19 protein-coding genes are annotated in these 16,673 nt (G+C 35.2%); 9 read left to right on the top strand and 10 right to left on the bottom strand.

Annotated features, from left to right (window positions below; all coding sequences use genetic code 11):
• Window positions 1–31: 31 nt before the first annotated feature.
• The 3 genes from A6I66_RS14935 (at window position 32) to era (ending at window position 2,529) form a co-directional block, all read left to right on the top strand.
• On the top strand, window positions 32–736 hold the full coding sequence (locus A6I66_RS14935; RefSeq protein WP_067151182.1) for an FKBP-type peptidyl-prolyl cis-trans isomerase: 705 nt from the start codon (window positions 32–34) through the stop codon (window positions 734–736).
• 109 nt (window positions 737–845) lie between these two features.
• Window positions 846–1,511: an FKBP-type peptidyl-prolyl cis-trans isomerase gene (locus A6I66_RS14930; protein WP_067151179.1), complete on the top strand. Its 666-nt coding sequence runs from the start codon at window positions 846–848 to the stop codon at window positions 1,509–1,511.
• Window positions 1,512–1,647: 136 nt separating this feature from the next.
• The gene (gene era, locus A6I66_RS14925; protein WP_067151177.1) at window positions 1,648–2,529 is read left to right on the top strand and encodes a GTPase Era; all 882 of its coding nucleotides are present in this window, start codon (window positions 1,648–1,650) and stop codon (window positions 2,527–2,529) included.
• Window positions 2,530–2,691: 162 nt separating this feature from the next.
• On the opposite strand, the gene A6I66_RS14920 is transcribed toward era, so the two are convergent.
• Window positions 2,692–3,195 (bottom strand): GTP-binding protein, encoded by a 504-nt coding sequence (locus A6I66_RS14920; protein ID WP_067151175.1) that lies wholly within the window; start codon window positions 3,193–3,195, stop codon window positions 2,692–2,694.
• A gap of 165 nt (window positions 3,196–3,360) precedes the next feature.
• On the opposite strand from A6I66_RS14920, the gene der reads away from it, so the two are divergent.
• Both der and A6I66_RS14910 read left to right on the top strand, forming a co-directional pair.
• Window positions 3,361–4,665: a ribosome biogenesis GTPase Der gene (der, locus tag A6I66_RS14915; RefSeq protein ID WP_067151173.1), complete on the top strand. Its 1,305-nt coding sequence runs from the start codon at window positions 3,361–3,363 to the stop codon at window positions 4,663–4,665.
• Between the two features lie 174 nt (window positions 4,666–4,839).
• Complete coding sequence (locus A6I66_RS14910) at window positions 4,840–5,844, top strand: sugar kinase (protein ID WP_067151171.1); 1,005 nt, start codon at window positions 4,840–4,842, stop codon at window positions 5,842–5,844.
• Between the two features lie 77 nt (window positions 5,845–5,921).
• Here the strand turns inward: A6I66_RS14910 and A6I66_RS14905 are convergent, their stop codons facing one another.
• The 8 genes from A6I66_RS14905 to A6I66_RS14870 all read right to left on the bottom strand — a co-directional run bounded on the left by A6I66_RS14905 (window position 5,922) and on the right by A6I66_RS14870 (window position 10,549).
• Complete coding sequence (locus A6I66_RS14905) at window positions 5,922–6,146, bottom strand: hypothetical protein (RefSeq protein ID WP_067151169.1); 225 nt, start codon at window positions 6,144–6,146, stop codon at window positions 5,922–5,924.
• A gap of 148 nt (window positions 6,147–6,294) precedes the next feature.
• Window positions 6,295–6,564: a hypothetical protein gene (locus tag A6I66_RS14900; protein WP_157614234.1), complete on the bottom strand. Its 270-nt coding sequence runs from the start codon at window positions 6,562–6,564 to the stop codon at window positions 6,295–6,297.
• Window positions 6,565–6,698: 134 nt separating this feature from the next.
• The gene (locus A6I66_RS14895; protein WP_067151165.1) at window positions 6,699–7,136 is read right to left on the bottom strand and encodes a hypothetical protein; all 438 of its coding nucleotides are present in this window, start codon (window positions 7,134–7,136) and stop codon (window positions 6,699–6,701) included.
• Window positions 7,137–7,359: 223 nt separating this feature from the next.
• Window positions 7,360–8,202: a TPM domain-containing protein gene (locus A6I66_RS14890; protein ID WP_084399709.1), complete on the bottom strand. Its 843-nt coding sequence runs from the start codon at window positions 8,200–8,202 to the stop codon at window positions 7,360–7,362.
• Between the two features lie 6 nt (window positions 8,203–8,208).
• Window positions 8,209–8,646, bottom strand: coding sequence for a TPM domain-containing protein (locus tag A6I66_RS14885; RefSeq protein ID WP_067151163.1), 438 nt, complete (start codon window positions 8,644–8,646; stop codon window positions 8,209–8,211).
• Window positions 8,647–8,649: 3 nt separating this feature from the next.
• Window positions 8,650–9,237: a LemA family protein gene (locus tag A6I66_RS14880; RefSeq protein ID WP_067151160.1), complete on the bottom strand. Its 588-nt coding sequence runs from the start codon at window positions 9,235–9,237 to the stop codon at window positions 8,650–8,652.
• Between the two features lie 11 nt (window positions 9,238–9,248).
• On the bottom strand, window positions 9,249–9,578 hold the full coding sequence (locus A6I66_RS14875; RefSeq protein WP_067151157.1) for a MerR family transcriptional regulator: 330 nt from the start codon (window positions 9,576–9,578) through the stop codon (window positions 9,249–9,251).
• The gene (locus A6I66_RS14870) at window positions 9,578–10,549 is read right to left on the bottom strand and encodes a M23 family metallopeptidase (RefSeq protein WP_067151154.1); all 972 of its coding nucleotides are present in this window, start codon (window positions 10,547–10,549) and stop codon (window positions 9,578–9,580) included. The genes A6I66_RS14875 and A6I66_RS14870 overlap by 1 nt, the downstream gene beginning before the upstream one ends.
• Before the next feature lie 221 nt (window positions 10,550–10,770).
• Here A6I66_RS14870 and alaS point away from each other — a divergent pair, with 221 nt between their 5' ends.
• The 3 genes from alaS (at window position 10,771) to A6I66_RS14855 (ending at window position 15,481) form a co-directional block, all read left to right on the top strand.
• Complete coding sequence (gene alaS / locus A6I66_RS14865; RefSeq protein ID WP_067151152.1) at window positions 10,771–13,383, top strand: alanine--tRNA ligase; 2,613 nt, start codon at window positions 10,771–10,773, stop codon at window positions 13,381–13,383.
• A gap of 134 nt (window positions 13,384–13,517) precedes the next feature.
• The gene (locus A6I66_RS14860; RefSeq protein WP_067151149.1) at window positions 13,518–14,486 is read left to right on the top strand and encodes a GSCFA domain-containing protein; all 969 of its coding nucleotides are present in this window, start codon (window positions 13,518–13,520) and stop codon (window positions 14,484–14,486) included.
• Window positions 14,487–14,866: 380 nt separating this feature from the next.
• A complete protein-coding gene (locus A6I66_RS14855; RefSeq protein ID WP_067151146.1) occupies window positions 14,867–15,481 on the top strand; it encodes a DUF4230 domain-containing protein in 615 nt (204 codons plus the stop codon).
• Here the strand turns inward: A6I66_RS14855 and A6I66_RS14850 are convergent.
• Window positions 15,470–15,781: a rhodanese-like domain-containing protein gene (locus A6I66_RS14850; RefSeq protein ID WP_067151143.1), complete on the bottom strand. Its 312-nt coding sequence runs from the start codon at window positions 15,779–15,781 to the stop codon at window positions 15,470–15,472. The genes A6I66_RS14855 and A6I66_RS14850 overlap by 12 nt on opposite strands.
• Window positions 15,782–15,886: 105 nt before the next feature.
• On the opposite strand from A6I66_RS14850, the gene A6I66_RS14845 reads away from it, so the two are divergent.
• A complete protein-coding gene (locus A6I66_RS14845) occupies window positions 15,887–16,636 on the top strand; it encodes an enoyl-CoA hydratase/isomerase family protein (protein WP_067151140.1) in 750 nt (249 codons plus the stop codon).
• Window positions 16,637–16,673: the final 37 nt, after the last annotated feature.

Below are 16,673 nucleotides of genomic sequence, written 5' to 3'. Positions count from 1 at the left end.
CATTTGGCTTCGAATAACAAAAAATGTTAAAATGAAAATAATGAAATGTTTAAGTCTTTTGACTTTAGTTTTACTAGTGGTATCTTGTAATAATCAGTCTGCGGTTTCAAATAAACCTATTAAAACCGAGTTGGATTCTGTATCCTATGCTATAGGTATGGATGTTGCAAAGAATGTAAAAATGAGTTTTGATGATTTTGATAATGAATTGTTCGTTCAAGGTTTTACGAATGTTTTAGATTCAACAAACATATTGTTGGATGAAGCAACGGCACAAAAGGTTGTTAGAGCTTTTTTCCAAAAGAAACAACAAGAAGAAGCTGCTAAGCGTGCTGAAGAAGGTGAGAAAAACAAAGAAGAAGGTGTTGCATTTTTAGAGTCAAACAAATCTAAAGAAGGTGTGCAAACTACAGCTAGTGGTTTACAATATATCGTATTAAAAGAAGGTACAGGAGCTAAGCCTACAAAAGATTCGAAAGTAAAAGTTCATTATCATGGTACTTTAATTGACGGAACTGTTTTTGATAGTTCAGTTGATAGAGGAGAGCCTGCTGAATTTGGAGTAACTCAAGTTATTAAAGGATGGACAGAAGGTTTACAATTAATGTCTGAAGGCGCTAAGTATAAGTTCTTCATTCCTCAAGAATTGGCTTATGGTGCGAACCCAAGACCAGGAGGACCAATTAAACCTTATGCTACATTAATTTTTGATGTTGAGCTTTTAGAAGTTAAATAAGAGATTTAGATACTTAAATATATAGAAAAACAGGAAGCTTAGCTTCCTGTTTTTTTGCTTTAAAACCATATTATTTCTTTATTTTGCCTAACCTATTTAAATATTTAAAATGAATTATCTTAAAATAAAAATCGGAGTTTTCCTGTGTGTTTGTTCGCTTACCCAGGGGCAAAGTCAAATAAAAACAGCCGTAGATTCTGTGAGTTATGCCATTGGAATTGATGTTGCAAAAAATGTAAAATCAAGCTTTGATGAATTTAATAGTGATGTCTTTTTTGAAGCCTTTGTTGCCAGTTTAAATGATGGGAACACTTTAATTGATGAAGCGGCTGCAAAGAACGTTATTAGAAATTATTTTCTAAAAAAACAAAAAGCAGAGGAAGAGAAGCTATCAGAACCAGGGACCACTTTTTTAAAGGCTAATAAAACTAAAGAAGGGGTTTATACCACGACGTCAGGTTTGCAGTACAAGATTTTAAAAGAAAGCACAGGAGCAAGGCCAACTAAAGACTCTAAAGTTAAGGTACACTACCATGGTACCTTAATCGATGGAACTGTTTTTGATAGTTCGGTAAATCGTGGTGATCCCATAGAATTTGAAGTTTCACAAGTTATTAAAGGCTGGACCGAAGGTTTGCAGCTCATGCCTGAAGGGTCGAAATACATATTTTTTATTCCTCATGACTTGGCTTATGGTGCGAACCCAAGACCAGGAGGCCCCATAAAACCTTATGCAACTCTAATTTTTGAAGTTGAATTACTCGAGATTTTATAGTGTCATCCAGCTCCTAAGTCTGTTAATTTCTAAAGTTTTGAGAATGGCCCTTTAATAGATCAAATTTTTTTGTAACTATATTTTACACAGAATAAGCCGTGCAAGTTGTAACTTTGTAGCTTAAAATAAGAATCGTATGAGCCATAAAGCAGGTTTTGTAAATATTATAGGGAATCCTAATGTGGGTAAATCCACTTTAATGAATGCCTTTGTAGGTGAAAAATTATCTATTATCACCTCCAAAGCACAAACCACAAGGCATCGTATTTTAGGTATCGTTAATGGCGAAGATTTTCAAGTGGTTTTAAGTGACACCCCTGGTATTATAAAACCAGCTTACGAGCTTCAGGCGTCGATGATGGATTTCGTTAAATCTGCCTTCGAAGACGCCGATGTGCTTATTTATATGGTAGAAATAGGCGAGCAAGCTTTAAAAGATGAAGCCTTTTTCAATAAAATTAAAAGCTCTAAAATTCCTGTACTTCTATTACTAAATAAAATAGATAAGTCAGATCAATCACAATTAGAAGAACAAGTGCAATCATGGACTGCTAAAGTGCCAAATGCCGAAATTTATCCCATTTCAGCGCTTGAAGGTTTTAATGTAAATGAAGTATTTAATAGAATTATAGAATTACTTCCAGAATCACCACCGTTTTATCCTAAAGATCAATTAACCGATAAGCCAGAGCGTTTTTTTGTGAATGAAATTATTCGTGAAAAAATACTTTTACACTATAAAAAAGAAATTCCCTATGCTGTAGAAGTAGATACAGAGGAATTTTTTGAAGAGGAAAACATTATTAGAGTACGTTCGGTTATTATGGTTGAACGCGAAACTCAAAAAGGTATTATTATTGGGCATAAAGGCAGTGCATTAAAACGTGTAGGTGTTGAAGCCCGAAAAGATTTAGAAACCTTTTTTGGAAAACAAATTCACATCGAATTATATGTTAAAGTCAATAAAAACTGGCGTAGTAACGCGAATCAGTTAAAACGTTTTGGCTATAACAACTAAAAACTAATGCTAACTTGTTAATTAGGTAACACTTGGGTAATATATAGACTGTAAGTTTGCCTCAGAATTCTATTTCATAGGTACTAGTTGATTTTAATCATGCGTAAGTATAAAAAATAGGTTTGAGTTAGTTGGTTTAAAAAGCTTTAATTGTTTCTGCAATTAAGGCTTTTCTTTTTTTAGAACCTCGTACATAAAATCGTTTAGCAAATGCATTTCCTTAATACTAGAGGCTTTACCTATACTTCCTGCAAAATATAAAGCGATCCAAATTATAATCATAAAAAGGACAATGCTAAACTGAATGGCATAATCTTGTTCTAGCGACCAATTGGAGTAGGCCCAAATTCCGAAGCCAATAAATATGCTGGCTACTACAAAGTGTAAAAACATAAATAATGTCCATACCGTAGGACTCGGACCAAATAAGCCATAAATACGACTCGAGTTTTCATCTATAGCATTTATTTCTAGGTGGAGTTGGGGCGACCAATAGGTTTGTTTCGCCTTGGGGAATTTAATAAAAACATGCTCGTCGATTACAGATACAATAAAATCGGATTGCGTGGTTTTAGCATTTTTAAAATCACTTAAAATGACTTCATTGTATTGAGGAATTTCAATTTTGAATCTCGGACGTAAAACAATGTCGTTGGATAAAGCCATAGAGCAGTGGTTTTGGGATAGTAAAATACTATTTTTTTTGATACGGCTTAAATTTTATTCTTTTCATAAAAAAGATGAGACAAAGCGTATATTTCCTATTTTTGCACAAGTTTTCAGGACAGCTTAATTTAATCGCTTTTAACCTGTTAACCTTAAATCGAGATTATGAGTAATATAGTAGCCATTGTAGGGAGACCAAATGTTGGAAAATCAACGTTTTTTAATAGATTGATTCAAAGACGTGAAGCCATTGTTGATGCCGTTAGTGGAGTAACACGCGACCGTCATTACGGAAAATGTGATTGGAATGGTAAGGAGTTTTCATTAATCGATACAGGAGGTTATGTAGTAGGAAGTGATGATATCTTCGAAGAAGAAATAGATAAACAAGTGGAGTTGGCTATTGAAGAAGCTGATGCTATTATTTTTATGGTAGATGTGGAATCTGGCGTAACTGGAATGGATGAAGATGTAGCTAAACTTTTAAGACGTATTAACAAGCCTGTTTTTTTAGTTGTTAATAAAGTTGATAATGCGAAACGTGCCGAAGATGCCGTAGAGTTTTATGCTTTAGGTCTTGGAGAATACTACACCGTAGCCAGTATTAATGGTAGTGGTACAGGTGATTTGCTTGATGCGCTTATAAAAGCTTTACCAGAAAAGGAAGAAGTAGTTGAAGATGAGCTACCTCGTTTTGCTGTAGTTGGGCGTCCAAATGCAGGGAAATCCTCTTTTATCAATGCCTTAATTGGTGAAGATCGTTATATCGTGACCGATATTGCTGGAACAACAAGAGACTCCATAGATACGAAATATAACCGCTTCGGATTTGAATTTAATCTAGTGGATACTGCTGGGATTAGAAGAAAATCTAAAGTTAAAGAAGATTTAGAATTCTATTCGGTAATGCGAAGTGTTCGAGCTATTGAGCATGCCGATGTTTGTATTCTGGTTTTAGATGCTAATCGCGGCTTTGACGGACAAGTACAAAACATTTTTTGGCTAGCCGAGCGCAACAGAAAAGGTATTGTGGTTTTAGTAAACAAATGGGATTTGGTGGAAAAAGATCATAAATCGGTTAAGGAATACGAAAAAGCTATCCGATTACAAATGCAACCTTTTACCGATGTACCTATCGTATTTATTTCAGCATTAACAAAACAGCGTATTTACAAAGCCATTGAAACGGCTGTTGAGGTATACCAAAACCGATCTAAGAAGATAAAAACAAGTCAGCTTAACGAAGTTTTACTACCTATTATAGAAAACTACCCACCACCAGCATATAAAGGGAAGTTTGTTAAAATTAAGTACATCATGCAGTTGCCAACACCGCAACCACAGTTTGCTTTTTTCTGTAATTTACCACAGTATATCAAAGACCCGTACAGACGCTTTTTAGAAAACAAATTGCGCGAACATTTTGGGTTTAACGGGGTTCCAATTAGTGTTTATATGCGTAAAAAGTAGTATTTGAACACTTACGGTAGGTGGTTGAATAAAAAATGGCATTTGCTGAATTTTGTTATAAAAGATGCAGTATAATTGTTAAAAATTGGGGAATTTTCATTTTTATAAAATTTCCCTAAAACAAATATTTTTATCGTAGATATTGGTTATTTTTAGCACTTCAAAACAATATTTATGAGTCAGATTATTACCTTCGGTGAAGTTCTAATGCGTTTATCTCCTTTTGGAAATAAAAAGTTTATTCAAGCCAATACCTTAGAATTCTATTTTGGAGGCACCGAATTAAATGTGGGGCTTTCTATCGCTAATTTTGGTGGTAATGTTAAGCATATTACCTGTATTTCAGACGATTTTATTGGAGACACAGCCATTTCTTATTTAAATAAATTTGATTTAGATACAACTGCTATTGTGCGTTCTGGACGTCCTCTAGGTGTGTACTTTTTGGAAGTTGGTGCCGTAATGCGTCCAAGCTCTATTTCTTATAACCGATCGCACTCTGCCTTTTCAAGTATTCAACCTGATATGGTTGATTGGGAATCGGCTTTAGCTGATGGTTCTTGGTTTCACTGGACCGGAATTACTCCTGGATTAACACAAGGGAGTTTCGATACTTTAAAAGAAGGCTTAAAATTAGCAAAGAAAAAAGGGATGCAAGTTTCTGCCGATCCAACCTACAGAAGTGGGTTATGGAAATACGGAGTAAACGCTAAGGATGCTTTAATAGAATTATTGCATTGTTCTACCATTTTTATTGGTGGTATTAATGAAATGAATGAAGTTTTAGGTACCGAATACGGTTATACTAACGAAGAGTTTATTGAAGCTAGTAAATTACTTATGGAAACCTTTCCTTCCATCGAAAAAGTATTTGATAAGATAAGAACCTCAATTAATGCCTCTTGGCATAAAATTAGAGCTAGAATGTGGAATGGCGAAGAGTTTAGAGAAACTCAAGATTTTGATATCACCCACATTGTAGACCGTATTGGTACTGGCGATGCTTTCGCTGCCGGACTTATCTATGGCTTACAACATTTTGATGATTATAAGTCGATGGATTATGCTAGTGCAGCCTGTGCTTTAAAACATACGTATGAAGGTGATGTTAATTATGCTACCATCGATGAGGTTACTAGAATTTTAGACGGAAACGTTTCTGGACGATTTAATAGATAATCGTAACAGATTGATTGATATAAAAAAACTCAGATTTTTATAATCTGAGTTTTTTTTATGTTATTATTTTAGACAGTTTAAAACAAGCTATAACCAAGTACTATCGATAGCGATTTGTATTTTGTAGAAGCTAAGCGATGAGTGTTTATTAACTCTCTACCGGTTTGCTGTCTAACCTCTAAACTGATTTTATCATTGTACTTATATCCTAAGCCAAAAGCAAAATTGTTTCCAGATTCTATTTCTAAGGCATTAAGGTTTTCACCTTCATAACTCACTGCTGAATCAAAACTGTAGTCCATAATAAATGATGCATTTATAAAAACTTTAGATTTTTCATTTAGAAACATGTAATATCTAATTCCGACAGGGAATTCTATAGAAGTATATTCAACTATTGCTGTTAGTGGTCTTCCAAAGTTGTTGTCAGAATTATCATTTGTTTTTTTATTATTTATATGTTGGATATGTAGGTTCTATGGTGAAAGCCCATTTATTTTTATTGAATGGCAATATAAACTCTGCTTCAACGCCAAGACCAAAGCTACTTTTGTTATCAAAATCGAAATTTCTAATCTCGGTATTTGAACTTTTATTTAAAGAAGTGTAAACGTATCGCGGACGAATATTTAAATTAAACAGGTCTCTTTTTTGTTTCCGTTCTAGATATTTAACTGTTTCATTGTGACATTCATTATAGGCTATAAACAAATCAGTCAAATCTTTTTTATCATAGTTAAGTTCTGTGAAATCTTTTATTTCGAAAGTTGGGCATTTTAAATTATCCCATAATTGTTCTTTAAAACTGTTGTTTTCTCTAAGTATATTTTTATCGTCTAAATAGCCTTTAAAAACTAATTGTTGTAAGCTAGATTGATCTGTTTGGTAAAAAAGCGCTTTAAATTTCCATCGTTGTATTCGTATAAATTAGCTTTTCCAACAAGTATGGTTTTTAGAAAAAGAACTTCCTCTTTAAATGCAGGGTTTTTATCGTGACTAATTTTACTTAAAGCTTCACTAGATCTATCAATATTTACAGTAAATCTTACATATTGAGACATGTTGGTAACTTCAAATTCTTTTACAGAATGTATTGTTGCTTTTTGTGATTCTCCTTCTTCTGTAAGTTTGTATTCGAACTCCGTAGGGTTATTTTTCCAATCCATATTTTTGATTAAGCAATCCGTTTTTTCATTGTTGTTGTCAATAAAATATCCTGGTTCATAGGAGATTTGAGAATAACAAATGGTGCATAAAACGGTAATAAGAATACTTAAAAATTTTGTTTTCATGTTGAGGTTAGTTGGGTTGGTAATAATTATACAATCTAGCCTCTCTTAACTTTTATGGAGCTATTTTAAGATTATACTTTTTCGTTAATTGAATAAAATGTTAAAGGGATAATAAATGTGGTTAAGGGTAATAAAAAAAGGGTGGATAATTAATAGAAGAACCGCTTCTGCTGAAGCGGCCTTAAATCTTTAAGAGGATTATTTTAAATTGAAAAGTCTAGGATTACCAACCTCCAGAAGCACCACCACCGCCAAAACCACCGCCACCAAAGCCTCCTCCGAAACCACCGCCAAAGCCGCCACCAGAGCTTCCGCCCCAGCCACTAGAACCTCGACTGTAATTGCCGCGTCCCATATTGCTTAATATGATAGCGTCCCAGATATCAAAACCTCCAGAGTTATTGCCTCCGTTACGTCCACCGCCACCGCCGCGTTTGTTTTTAATATAGGATAGAATAAACATTAAAGCAATAAATCCGAAAACAAGAAATGGGATTACCGAATTTTCGGGGTTGCCCGAAGTAGGGCGAGAACCTTTGTATTCCCCCTGTAAGACTTCAAAGATAGCATCAGCACCTCTGTTTAATCCGCCAGGAAAATCACCTTTTCTAAAATATGGAAGGATGTCGTTTTCAATAATACGTCTGGACATGGCATCGGTTAAAAGGTGCTCTACACCATAGCCTGTGTTTATAGCAATTCTGCGGTCATCATTCGCTAGAAGAATTAATATGCCATTGTCTTCTTCGGCTTGACCAATTCCCCAAGCTTCACCCCATTGGGCGCCTAAAAAGTTGATGTTTTCGCCTTCGGTAGAACGAATAATAGCGACAACAATTTGCGTTGAGGTCGTGTCGGAATACCGAACCAGTTTTTGTTCTAAATTTTGTTTTTCGCCACTAGAAAGTAAGTTCACATAATCGTAAACACTAGTTTGGAATTTGGGCTTTTCAGGAATTTTAAATTGAGCAAAAGAAATACTCATGCTGAAAAGCATCAAAACAACGCCTAAGCCTAAACTTTTAAAGTTAAATATAGATGTTGTTTTGTGTTTTAAATGGGTCATAAAGTTTTAGCCTTTTGAGATGTCGTTAGAAAGCTCGTTGATGTCGTCCGTTTCATAAGGGAAATACTTTTGAAGCCTATCACCAGACCTTAAAATACCATCAACCAAACCTTGTTTAAAATGGCCTTTCTTAAAGTGGGCTTGCATAATGTCTTTAGTACAATCCCAAAAATCAGGTTCCACCACCTTATTGATGCCTTCATCACCATAAATAACAAAAGATTTATCTCCAACGGCAACATAAATTAATACCGCATTTTGAAGCTTCGTGTTATCCATTTTCAAATGATGAAAAACTTCTAAAGCCCTATTTGTGGGGTCGCCATTTGCCGATTTTTCAATGTGCACACGTATTTCTCCAGAGGTGTTTAACTCAGCCCTTTGGATGGCGTCAACAATTTCTTGTTCCTCTTTTGCGGTTAAAAAATCTTCTGTTTTAGACATGTTTTAAAACTCTACTGTTGGTGCGTTTTCACTACCTGGTGCACTTTTAAAACGTGCCATTTCTTCAAAACCAAAAAGTCCAGCTAATAATTTAGCAGGGAATTTTTTAATGAATTTGTCGTAAATATTAACCTTTTCGTTGTAGCGATCTCTAGTTACATTGATACGATTTTCGGTGCCTTCTAACTGCGATTGTAGTTCTAAGAAGTTTTTATCGGCTTTCAATTCTGGGTAGCGCTCTACCGTTACTAAAAGTTTAGAAAGCGCCCCGCTTAACCCTTGTTGAGCTTGTTGGAATTGTGCCATTTTTTCTGGTGTCAGGTTGTTGGCATCAATAGTTGTTTTTGTAGCTTCCGAACGAGCCTTAATAACGCCTTCTAGAGTTTCTCTTTCATGCGCGGCATAACCTTTTACTGTCGATACTAAATTTGGAATTAAATCGGCACGACGCTGGTACGAGCTTTCAACATTAGACCAAGCTGTTTTGGCATCAGCTTCATATTCAACGGCGGTGTTGTTAAAGTTTTTAGCCCAAGAGTAAATTCCAATGACAACAATAGCGACGATAATCCATGGTAAAAATTTCTTCATGATGTTCTAGTTTAAAGGTGTTGTTTTATTTTAATGAGTTGATTTTTTATGCTTTCTAGCTTGCTAACAATTTCAAAAGTGTTTAGAGCTTGTTTTTTTTCTTCTTTCAAGTGCGTTTTAGCTCCATCAAGAGTAAAACCACGCTCTTTTACCAAATGATAAATAAACTTTAAGTTTTTAATGTCTTCTGGGGTAAACTTTCTATTGCCTTTAGCGTTTTTTTTAGGTTTAAGAACATCAAATTCTTTTTCCCAAAAACGTATTAAAGAGGTGTTTACATCGAATGCTTTGGCGACTTCACCAATACTATAATAGCGTTTTTCCGGGAGGTCGATATGCATTAATCTAATGATTGGTTTTCTAAAGAAGCATGCTCCAATAGTTTATTAAATTCTTCTGCGGTTAAACTGCCGTAATAGAAGTTAATAGGGTTAATACGTTCATCGTCTTTAAAAATCTCATAGTGCAAATGCGGTCCTTGCGATCGACCTGTACTACCCACAAATCCGATAAGGTCTCCTCGTTTTACCTTTTGGTTTTTTCTAACGTTATATTTGTATAAATGGGCATATAAACTAACGTACCCATAGCCATGATCTATTCTAATATGGTTACCGTAACCTGTCGATCTAGAATCGGCACGCGTAACAATACCGTCACCAGAAGCGTAAACAGGCGTGCCTCGAGGCGCTGAAAAGTCCATGCCACGGTGCATTTTTCTAACCTTTGTAAACGGGTCTGTTCGCATACCATATCCAGAGGCCATACGGGTTAAATCTTTGTTGTTTACAGGTTGAATAGCAGGTATCGCTGCCAATAACTTCTCTTTGTCTTCGGCCAGTTTTGTAATTTCATCTAAGGATTTAGATTGCACTACAATTTGCTTTTGTAGGATGTCTAAACGCTTATTGCTTTCAATAATTAACTTTGAGTTGTCAAACCCTTCTAAGCTTTTATAACGGTTAATCCCGCCAAAACCAGCACGGCGTTGTTCTTCTGGAATGGGGTTGGCTTCAAAATACACGCGATAAATATTATTATCACGCTCGGCAACATTCGCCAAAACCGTTTCGGCGTGTTCCATTTTTTTGTTTAGTAACTCAAATTGTAATTGCGTGTTTTGAAGCTCTCTTTTTAAGGCGCGTTCTTTTGGAGACTCAACATATTGACTACCAATAAAAACGAATATAAAAGCGAAAAAAGCAGTTCCTAAAATAAAGAAAAAGGCATACTTAAAAGTGGTGCGTTTTTTACGCTGTATTTTCCTGTAGGAAAGCGTATCAGGATCGTAATAATATTTTACCTTACTCATTTCTTAAATTATGCTATTTTTGCAGCGCATTGAAGGTGGTTTTTCATCTTCAATCATGCAGTAAACGGACAAACCTACAAAAAATTATTATAAACAATTTTAATAATAGTAGCTTTGAAGTTTAATGCTGAACCAAATTTAAAATAAATTTGTAGCATAAATATAAAAATTGTTTCGCATTATCGCTAATAGTTTCGAAACAAGGTGTTTAAAAATATTACATGAAATCACAAGACATTCGCGCTAAGTTTTTAAGTTTTTTTGAAGAAAAACAACATAGTATTGTGCCATCGGCACCCATGGTTCTAAAAGATGATCCAACTTTAATGTTCGTTAATGCAGGTATGGCACCTTTTAAAGAATACTTTTTAGGGAATGCCGAGCCTAAAAATAAACGTATTACAGATAGTCAAAAATGTTTACGTGTTTCTGGAAAACATAATGACCTTGAAGAAGTAGGGTATGATACTTATCACCATACCTTATTCGAGATGTTAGGGAACTGGAGTTTTGGCGATTACTTTAAAGAAGAAGCCATCGCTTGGTCTTGGGAACTGTTAACCGAAGTTTTTGGTATCGATAAAGATATGCTTTACGTTTCCGTATTTGAAGGGAATAAAGAAGATGGTCTTGAGATGGATACCGAAGCTTTTGATATTTGGAAAAAATACATCTCGGAAGATCGTATTCTAACGGGTGATAAAAAAGATAACTTCTGGGAAATGGGCGATCAAGGACCTTGTGGACCTTGTAGTGAAATACATGTAGATATCCGTTCGGCGGAAGAAAAAGCTAAAGTGCCTGGAAAAGATCTTGTTAATCAAGATCATCCGCAGGTGGTTGAAATATGGAACTTGGTTTTCATGCAGTACAACCGTAAGGCAAACGGTTCTTTAGAGTCCTTACCGAATAAACACATTGATACCGGAATGGGCTTTGAGCGTTTATGTATGGTTTTACAAGGCGTACAGTCTAATTATGATACCGATGTTTTCACGCCTATAATTAAGGAAATTGAAACCATTACCAATAAAACCTATAGAAAAGACGAAAAAGTAGACGTTGCTATTCGAGTGATTGCCGATCACGTGCGTGCCGTGGCTTTTTCCATTGCCGATGGGCAACTGCCAAGTAATACTGGTGCTGGGTATGTAATTCGTAGAATTTTACGTCGTGCCGTACGTTACGGTTTTACGTTTTTAGATAAAAAAGAACCTTTTATTTACAGACTTGTAGACGTTTTAGATAAAAAAATGGGTAAAGCCTTCCCTGAGCTAAAGGCCCAAAAACAATTGGTTGAGAATGTTATTAAAGAAGAAGAACAGTCTTTTTTAAGAACCCTAGATCAAGGTTTGGTGCTTTTAAATCGAATTGTTGAAGAGACTAAAGGTGATACTGTTACGGGAGCAAAAGCTTTCGAATTATACGATACTTACGGTTTCCCAATTGATTTAACGGCTTTAATTCTTTCTGAAAAAGATTTAAAATTAGATGAAGCTGGTTTTAATGAAGAGCTTCAAAAACAAAAAGACCGTTCGCGTGCAGCGAGTGAAAGCTCTACAGGTGATTGGACCATTTTAATAGAGGATGATGTTGAAGAATTTATTGGTTACGATGCACTTCAGGCTAATGTTAAACTAACGCGATACCGAAAAGTGAGTTCTAAAAAGGACGGTGATATGTATCAGTTGGTATTTAATTTAACACCGTTTTATCCTGAAGGTGGTGGACAAGTTGGAGATAAAGGGTATTTGGAAGATGCTTATGGCGATGTGATTTATATTTTAAATACTAAGAAGGAAAACAATGTCATCATTCACTTTACAGAAACCTTACCAAAGCATTTAAACGAGGGCTTTAAAGTGGTGGTTGATGAAAAACAACGTCACAGAACTGAATGTAACCATACAGCAACACACTTGTTACATCAAGCGTTGCGTTCTATTTTAGGAACGCATGTGGAGCAAAAAGGTAGTGCGGTACATTCAAAATATTTAAGATTCGATTTCTCGCATTTTTCTAAATTAACGGAAGATGAAATTCGTGATGTGGAAAGTTTCGTAAATGCAAGAATTAATGGGAAAATTCCTTTAGTTGAAAAACGTAACATTCCTAAAGAAGAAGCCATCGCTGCTGGAGCAATGAGTTTGTTTGGCGAGAAATATGGCGATACGGTTCGTTCTATTCAGTTCGGACAATCTATCGAACTTTGTGGTGGAACGCATGTTAAAAATACAGCCGATATCTGGCATTTTAAAATTGTTTCCGAAGGCGCTGTTGCTGCAGGAATCAGACGAATTGAAGCTATTACCAGCGATGCTGTAAAAGATTTCTATTCAGAAAATAACCGTTTGTTTTTTGAAATGAAAGGACTGCTTAATAATGCTAAAGAGCCTATAAAAGCACTTCAGAATTTACAAGAAGAAAATACAAGCCTTAAAAAGCAAATTGAAGCTTTGTTAAAAGATAAAGCTAAAAATATAAAAGGCGAACTTAAAAGTGAACTTACAGAGATTAACGGTATTCAGTTTTTAGCTAAGAAATTGGATTTAGACGCAGCAGGATTAAAAGATGTGGCTTTTGAATTAGGGGGCGAAGTAGAGAATTTATTCTTGTTATTTGCTACCGAAAATGAAGGTAAAGCCTTGTTATCGTGTTATATTTCTAAAGATTTAGTGGCTAGTAAAGGCTTAAATGCAGGACAGGTCGTTCGTGAGCTGGGTAAATTTATTCAAGGCGGCGGTGGCGGACAACCATTTTTCGCAACTGCAGGCGGGAAAAATCCAGAAGGGATTACCCAAGCTTTAGCGGAAGCAAAGAAGTATGTGGAGTAAAACATAGTTGAAAAGTCATAAAGTAACAAAGCTGCAAAGTTTCAAAAGTAGATTAGTACCTCTGAAGCTTTGCAGCTTTGAAATTTATAAACACCGAGACTTTGTAACTTTGTATCTCTGAAACTTAAAGAAAAATGAACCTTCAAACTAAAATATCTTTAAAAAAAAGCTCTAGTCATTTAATAGATTATAGTTCTAAAGTGTTTTTAGTAGGCTCTTGTTTTTCTGAAAATATAGGAGATAAACTCGCTTATTTTAAGTTTCAAACAGAACAAAACCCATTCGGGATTCTTTTTCATCCCCTAGCTATTAAAACGCTTATTAGTCGAGCGATTTCTAAGGAACATTATACCGATGCCGATGTGGTATTTCATAATGAACAATGGCATGGTTTTGATGCTCATTCTAAATTGAGTAACGTCTCAAAAGAGCAACTTCTACAAACTTTAAATACCCGTTTAAAAGAAACATATAACGATTTAAAATCAGCTTCACATCTGGTTATTACCCTAGGAACCGCTTGGGTGTATCGTTATAATGAAACGAATCAGGTTGTGGCGAATTGCCATAAAATTCCGCAGAAACAATTTTCAAAATCTTTATTGTCAGTTCAGGAGATTTGTGAGGTTTTGAAGTCTATTGAGGCTCAAGTAAGAGGTCTTAATGAAGAAATATCCATCATTTATACGGTTTCACCTGTTCGGCATTTAAAGGATGGTTTTGTAGAAAATAATAGGAGTAAAGCACATTTAACATCGGCTATACATCAACTTTTAGAAGAAAAGGCATCTCTCAAACAGTCGAACTCATTTTACTTTCCTTCTTACGAAATCATGATGGACGAGCTTAGGGATTACCGTTTTTATGCTGAAGATATGGTGCATCCCAATGCTTTGGCTGTTCAATACATTTGGAATACTTTTGCTAGTAATTGGATTTCAAATGAGGCTTTAAAAACTATGGATGTTGTGGATGGTATTCAAAAAGGTCTACAGCATCGTCCCTTCAACGAAAAATCGGAAGCCCATCAAAAGTTTCTTCAACAATTAGACTCTAAAATAGCCGAGATTCAAGATCGTTTTCGGCATATGACATTTAAATAGGAATGTTGTTTTTTTATCCTTGGCTAAAGAACGGATTAATGCAACCTTTTAACTTCTTTTAATCACATTTTATCGAAAAACATGCTTGTTCCTCTATGAATAGTTGTACCTTTAAAACTGCTATTAATCAGTTTATCCAAAAAGCATCATGAGCCAAGTTTAAAAGGGGGCCATTGGTGCTTTTTTTGTGCCTAATTTTGTTATCCGTGAGGTTTAACATAACATAAGGTTTGTTTAACGATTCGGTAATACTTAACCTCTAAATCTCCTGTATCTTTGAATTGTTTAGTTTAGACAACTTAATAACATTGGTAGACTTCATCTGTCGAAGGAACCGATGTTTTTTTGTTTTAAGAATGAAAATTTTTCTAACTTAGTACATGCGAAAAATTTTAATTGGTGTTGTTATTACTTTGGTTGTGCTCTACGCAGCCAAGTCTTGTGAAACACAAAAAGCTGAAAAAACTAGGCTTGTAGAAAACACGGCACTTATTCAACAGCAAATTAATAATGTTGGGAAACTGGTGGTTACCGAAGGCCATTTTAGTCAAGTTTTTAATTATCAAAATTCAAAAGACCTTTTAGGAAACTATCTCACCTTTGAAAAGAAAGCTTTAGTGGTAGTCAATGCCGACGTTACTGTGGCCTACGATTTAAGTAAAATTGAATTTAAACTTGATGAAGCCACAAAAACACTATCGATTTTAAAGATTCCCGAAGAAGAAATCACCATTAGTCCCGATTTTGAATACTACGATGTGCAAGCCGATTTTTTAAATCCTTTTGAGGCCCATGATTACAATAAGATTAAAAACATTGTTAATGCGTCTTTAAAGAAAAAGATAAATCAATCGCAATTAAAAACCAATGCTAAAAACCGTTTGATTAGTGAGTTGTCTAAATTTTATATTCTAACCAATTCTTTAGGTTGGACTTTAGAATACAACCAAACGACTATTGATCAAGTCGATGATTTTAAAGGTTTAAAGCTCTAGTTTTTTATACAAGGACATCCAGCCGCCTCCGTTGATGGCTTCAATACCATTAGATTTTAAAATAGCAGCAGCACTTGCCGATCGTACACCACTCGCACAGCAAGTAATTACAGGTCTTTGAAGTTTCTTGATACTTTCAATGTTAGAATTAAGCGTTTGTAATGGTACATTTTTCGATCCAGGAATAGCACTCTGTTCGTATTCCGAAACGGTTCTAACATCTAAAACAATAGCATTTCGTGATTTAAAATCCTTGATTTTTTCGTTTTTGTTACCGAATAGAAAACTAAATATGCCCATAAGTTATGATTGTTTTTCTGTAAATATATTTCCCTTTAATTAAAACGAAGGTAACAAGTGTTACTGTTTTTTTTATGTATATTCAACCCAAATTATTCTGAATTTATGGAAGCCTACGTAAGCTTAAATATAGAAAATAAAGTGGGACACATTGAGTTTTTTCATCCTAATAGAAATTCTATGCCCAGTGATGTTTTACAGAAACTCTCTGAAACCATAACCACAGCAGGAAATCATCCAGACATTAAAGTGATTGTTTTAAAAAGTGGGGGAGACCGCACGTTTTGTGCTGGAGCTAGTTTTAATGAGTTGATAGAGATTGAAGATGCCGAAACAGGACAGCAATTTTTTTCGGGCTTCGCTAAGGTTATAAATGCCATGCGTACTTGTCCTAAACTTATTATAGGGCGTGTACAAGGTAAGGCTGTTGGGGGAGGTGTTGGTATTGCTGCGGCTGCCGATTATTGCTTGGCGACGCAATATGCCTCTGTAAAGTTAAGTGAGTTAAGTATAGGAATTGGTCCCTTTGTTATAGAACCTGCAGTTACTAGAAAAATAGGTAAAACAGCCATGTCGCAAATGACGATTAATGCCGAGGAGTTTTTCTCTGCCGAGTTTGCTAAAGATAAAGGCTTATACGGAGAGGTTTTTAATACCGCAGAAGAATTAGACTTAGCTGTGTCAAGTCTCACAGAAAAACTGGCAAGCTACAACCCTGAAGCGTTAAAAGAAATGAAGGCGGTTTTCTGGGAAGCAACCGATCACTGGGATGCTCTTTTAGTCGAACGCGCCGAAATTAGTGGTCGATTAGTTTTAAGTAAGTTTACAAAAAAGACGTTGAAACGTTTCCGTTAAATAAAAAAAGACTGTTTAAAATTTTAAACAGTCTTTT

This window comes from Pseudotamlana agarivorans (genome assembly GCF_001642835.1).
GTDB lineage: Bacteria > Bacteroidota > Bacteroidia > Flavobacteriales > Flavobacteriaceae > Pseudotamlana > Pseudotamlana agarivorans.
The sequence above is the reverse complement of the archived record's forward strand: the minus strand, read 5'-3'. Positions and strand labels throughout refer to the sequence as shown.

What these genes read in the sequence shown, in the direction of transcription:
- A6I66_RS14845 (WP_067151140.1), top strand. Translation starts at nt 15,887, where the DNA reads ATGGAAGCCTACGTAAGCTTAAATATAGAAAATAAAGTGGGACACATT.
- A6I66_RS14880 (WP_067151160.1), bottom strand. Translation starts at nt 9,237, where the DNA reads ATGAAGAAATTTTTACCATGGATTATCGTCGCTATTGTTGTCATTGGA.
- A6I66_RS14875 (WP_067151157.1), bottom strand. Translation starts at nt 9,578, where the DNA reads ATGCATATCGACCTCCCGGAAAAACGCTATTATAGTATTGGTGAAGTC.
- A6I66_RS14935 (WP_067151182.1), top strand. Translation starts at nt 32, where the DNA reads ATGAAAATAATGAAATGTTTAAGTCTTTTGACTTTAGTTTTACTAGTG.
- A6I66_RS14885 (WP_067151163.1), bottom strand. Translation starts at nt 8,646, where the DNA reads ATGTCTAAAACAGAAGATTTTTTAACCGCAAAAGAGGAACAAGAAATT.
- A6I66_RS14890 (WP_084399709.1), bottom strand. Translation starts at nt 8,202, where the DNA reads ATGACCCATTTAAAACACAAAACAACATCTATATTTAACTTTAAAAGT.
- A6I66_RS14920 (WP_067151175.1), bottom strand. Translation starts at nt 3,195, where the DNA reads ATGGCTTTATCCAACGACATTGTTTTACGTCCGAGATTCAAAATTGAA.
- A6I66_RS14855 (WP_067151146.1), top strand. Translation starts at nt 14,867, where the DNA reads ATGCGAAAAATTTTAATTGGTGTTGTTATTACTTTGGTTGTGCTCTAC.
- alaS (WP_067151152.1), top strand. Translation starts at nt 10,771, where the DNA reads ATGAAATCACAAGACATTCGCGCTAAGTTTTTAAGTTTTTTTGAAGAA.
- A6I66_RS14850 (WP_067151143.1), bottom strand. Translation starts at nt 15,781, where the DNA reads ATGGGCATATTTAGTTTTCTATTCGGTAACAAAAACGAAAAAATCAAG.
- A6I66_RS14930 (WP_067151179.1), top strand. Translation starts at nt 846, where the DNA reads ATGAATTATCTTAAAATAAAAATCGGAGTTTTCCTGTGTGTTTGTTCG.
- A6I66_RS14870 (WP_067151154.1), bottom strand. Translation starts at nt 10,549, where the DNA reads ATGAGTAAGGTAAAATATTATTACGATCCTGATACGCTTTCCTACAGG.
- A6I66_RS14910 (WP_067151171.1), top strand. Translation starts at nt 4,840, where the DNA reads ATGAGTCAGATTATTACCTTCGGTGAAGTTCTAATGCGTTTATCTCCT.
- der (WP_067151173.1), top strand. Translation starts at nt 3,361, where the DNA reads ATGAGTAATATAGTAGCCATTGTAGGGAGACCAAATGTTGGAAAATCA.
- A6I66_RS14905 (WP_067151169.1), bottom strand. Translation starts at nt 6,146, where the DNA reads ATGGACTACAGTTTTGATTCAGCAGTGAGTTATGAAGGTGAAAACCTT.
- A6I66_RS14860 (WP_067151149.1), top strand. Translation starts at nt 13,518, where the DNA reads ATGAACCTTCAAACTAAAATATCTTTAAAAAAAAGCTCTAGTCATTTA.
- A6I66_RS14895 (WP_067151165.1), bottom strand. Translation starts at nt 7,136, where the DNA reads ATGAAAACAAAATTTTTAAGTATTCTTATTACCGTTTTATGCACCATT.
- era (WP_067151177.1), top strand. Translation starts at nt 1,648, where the DNA reads ATGAGCCATAAAGCAGGTTTTGTAAATATTATAGGGAATCCTAATGTG.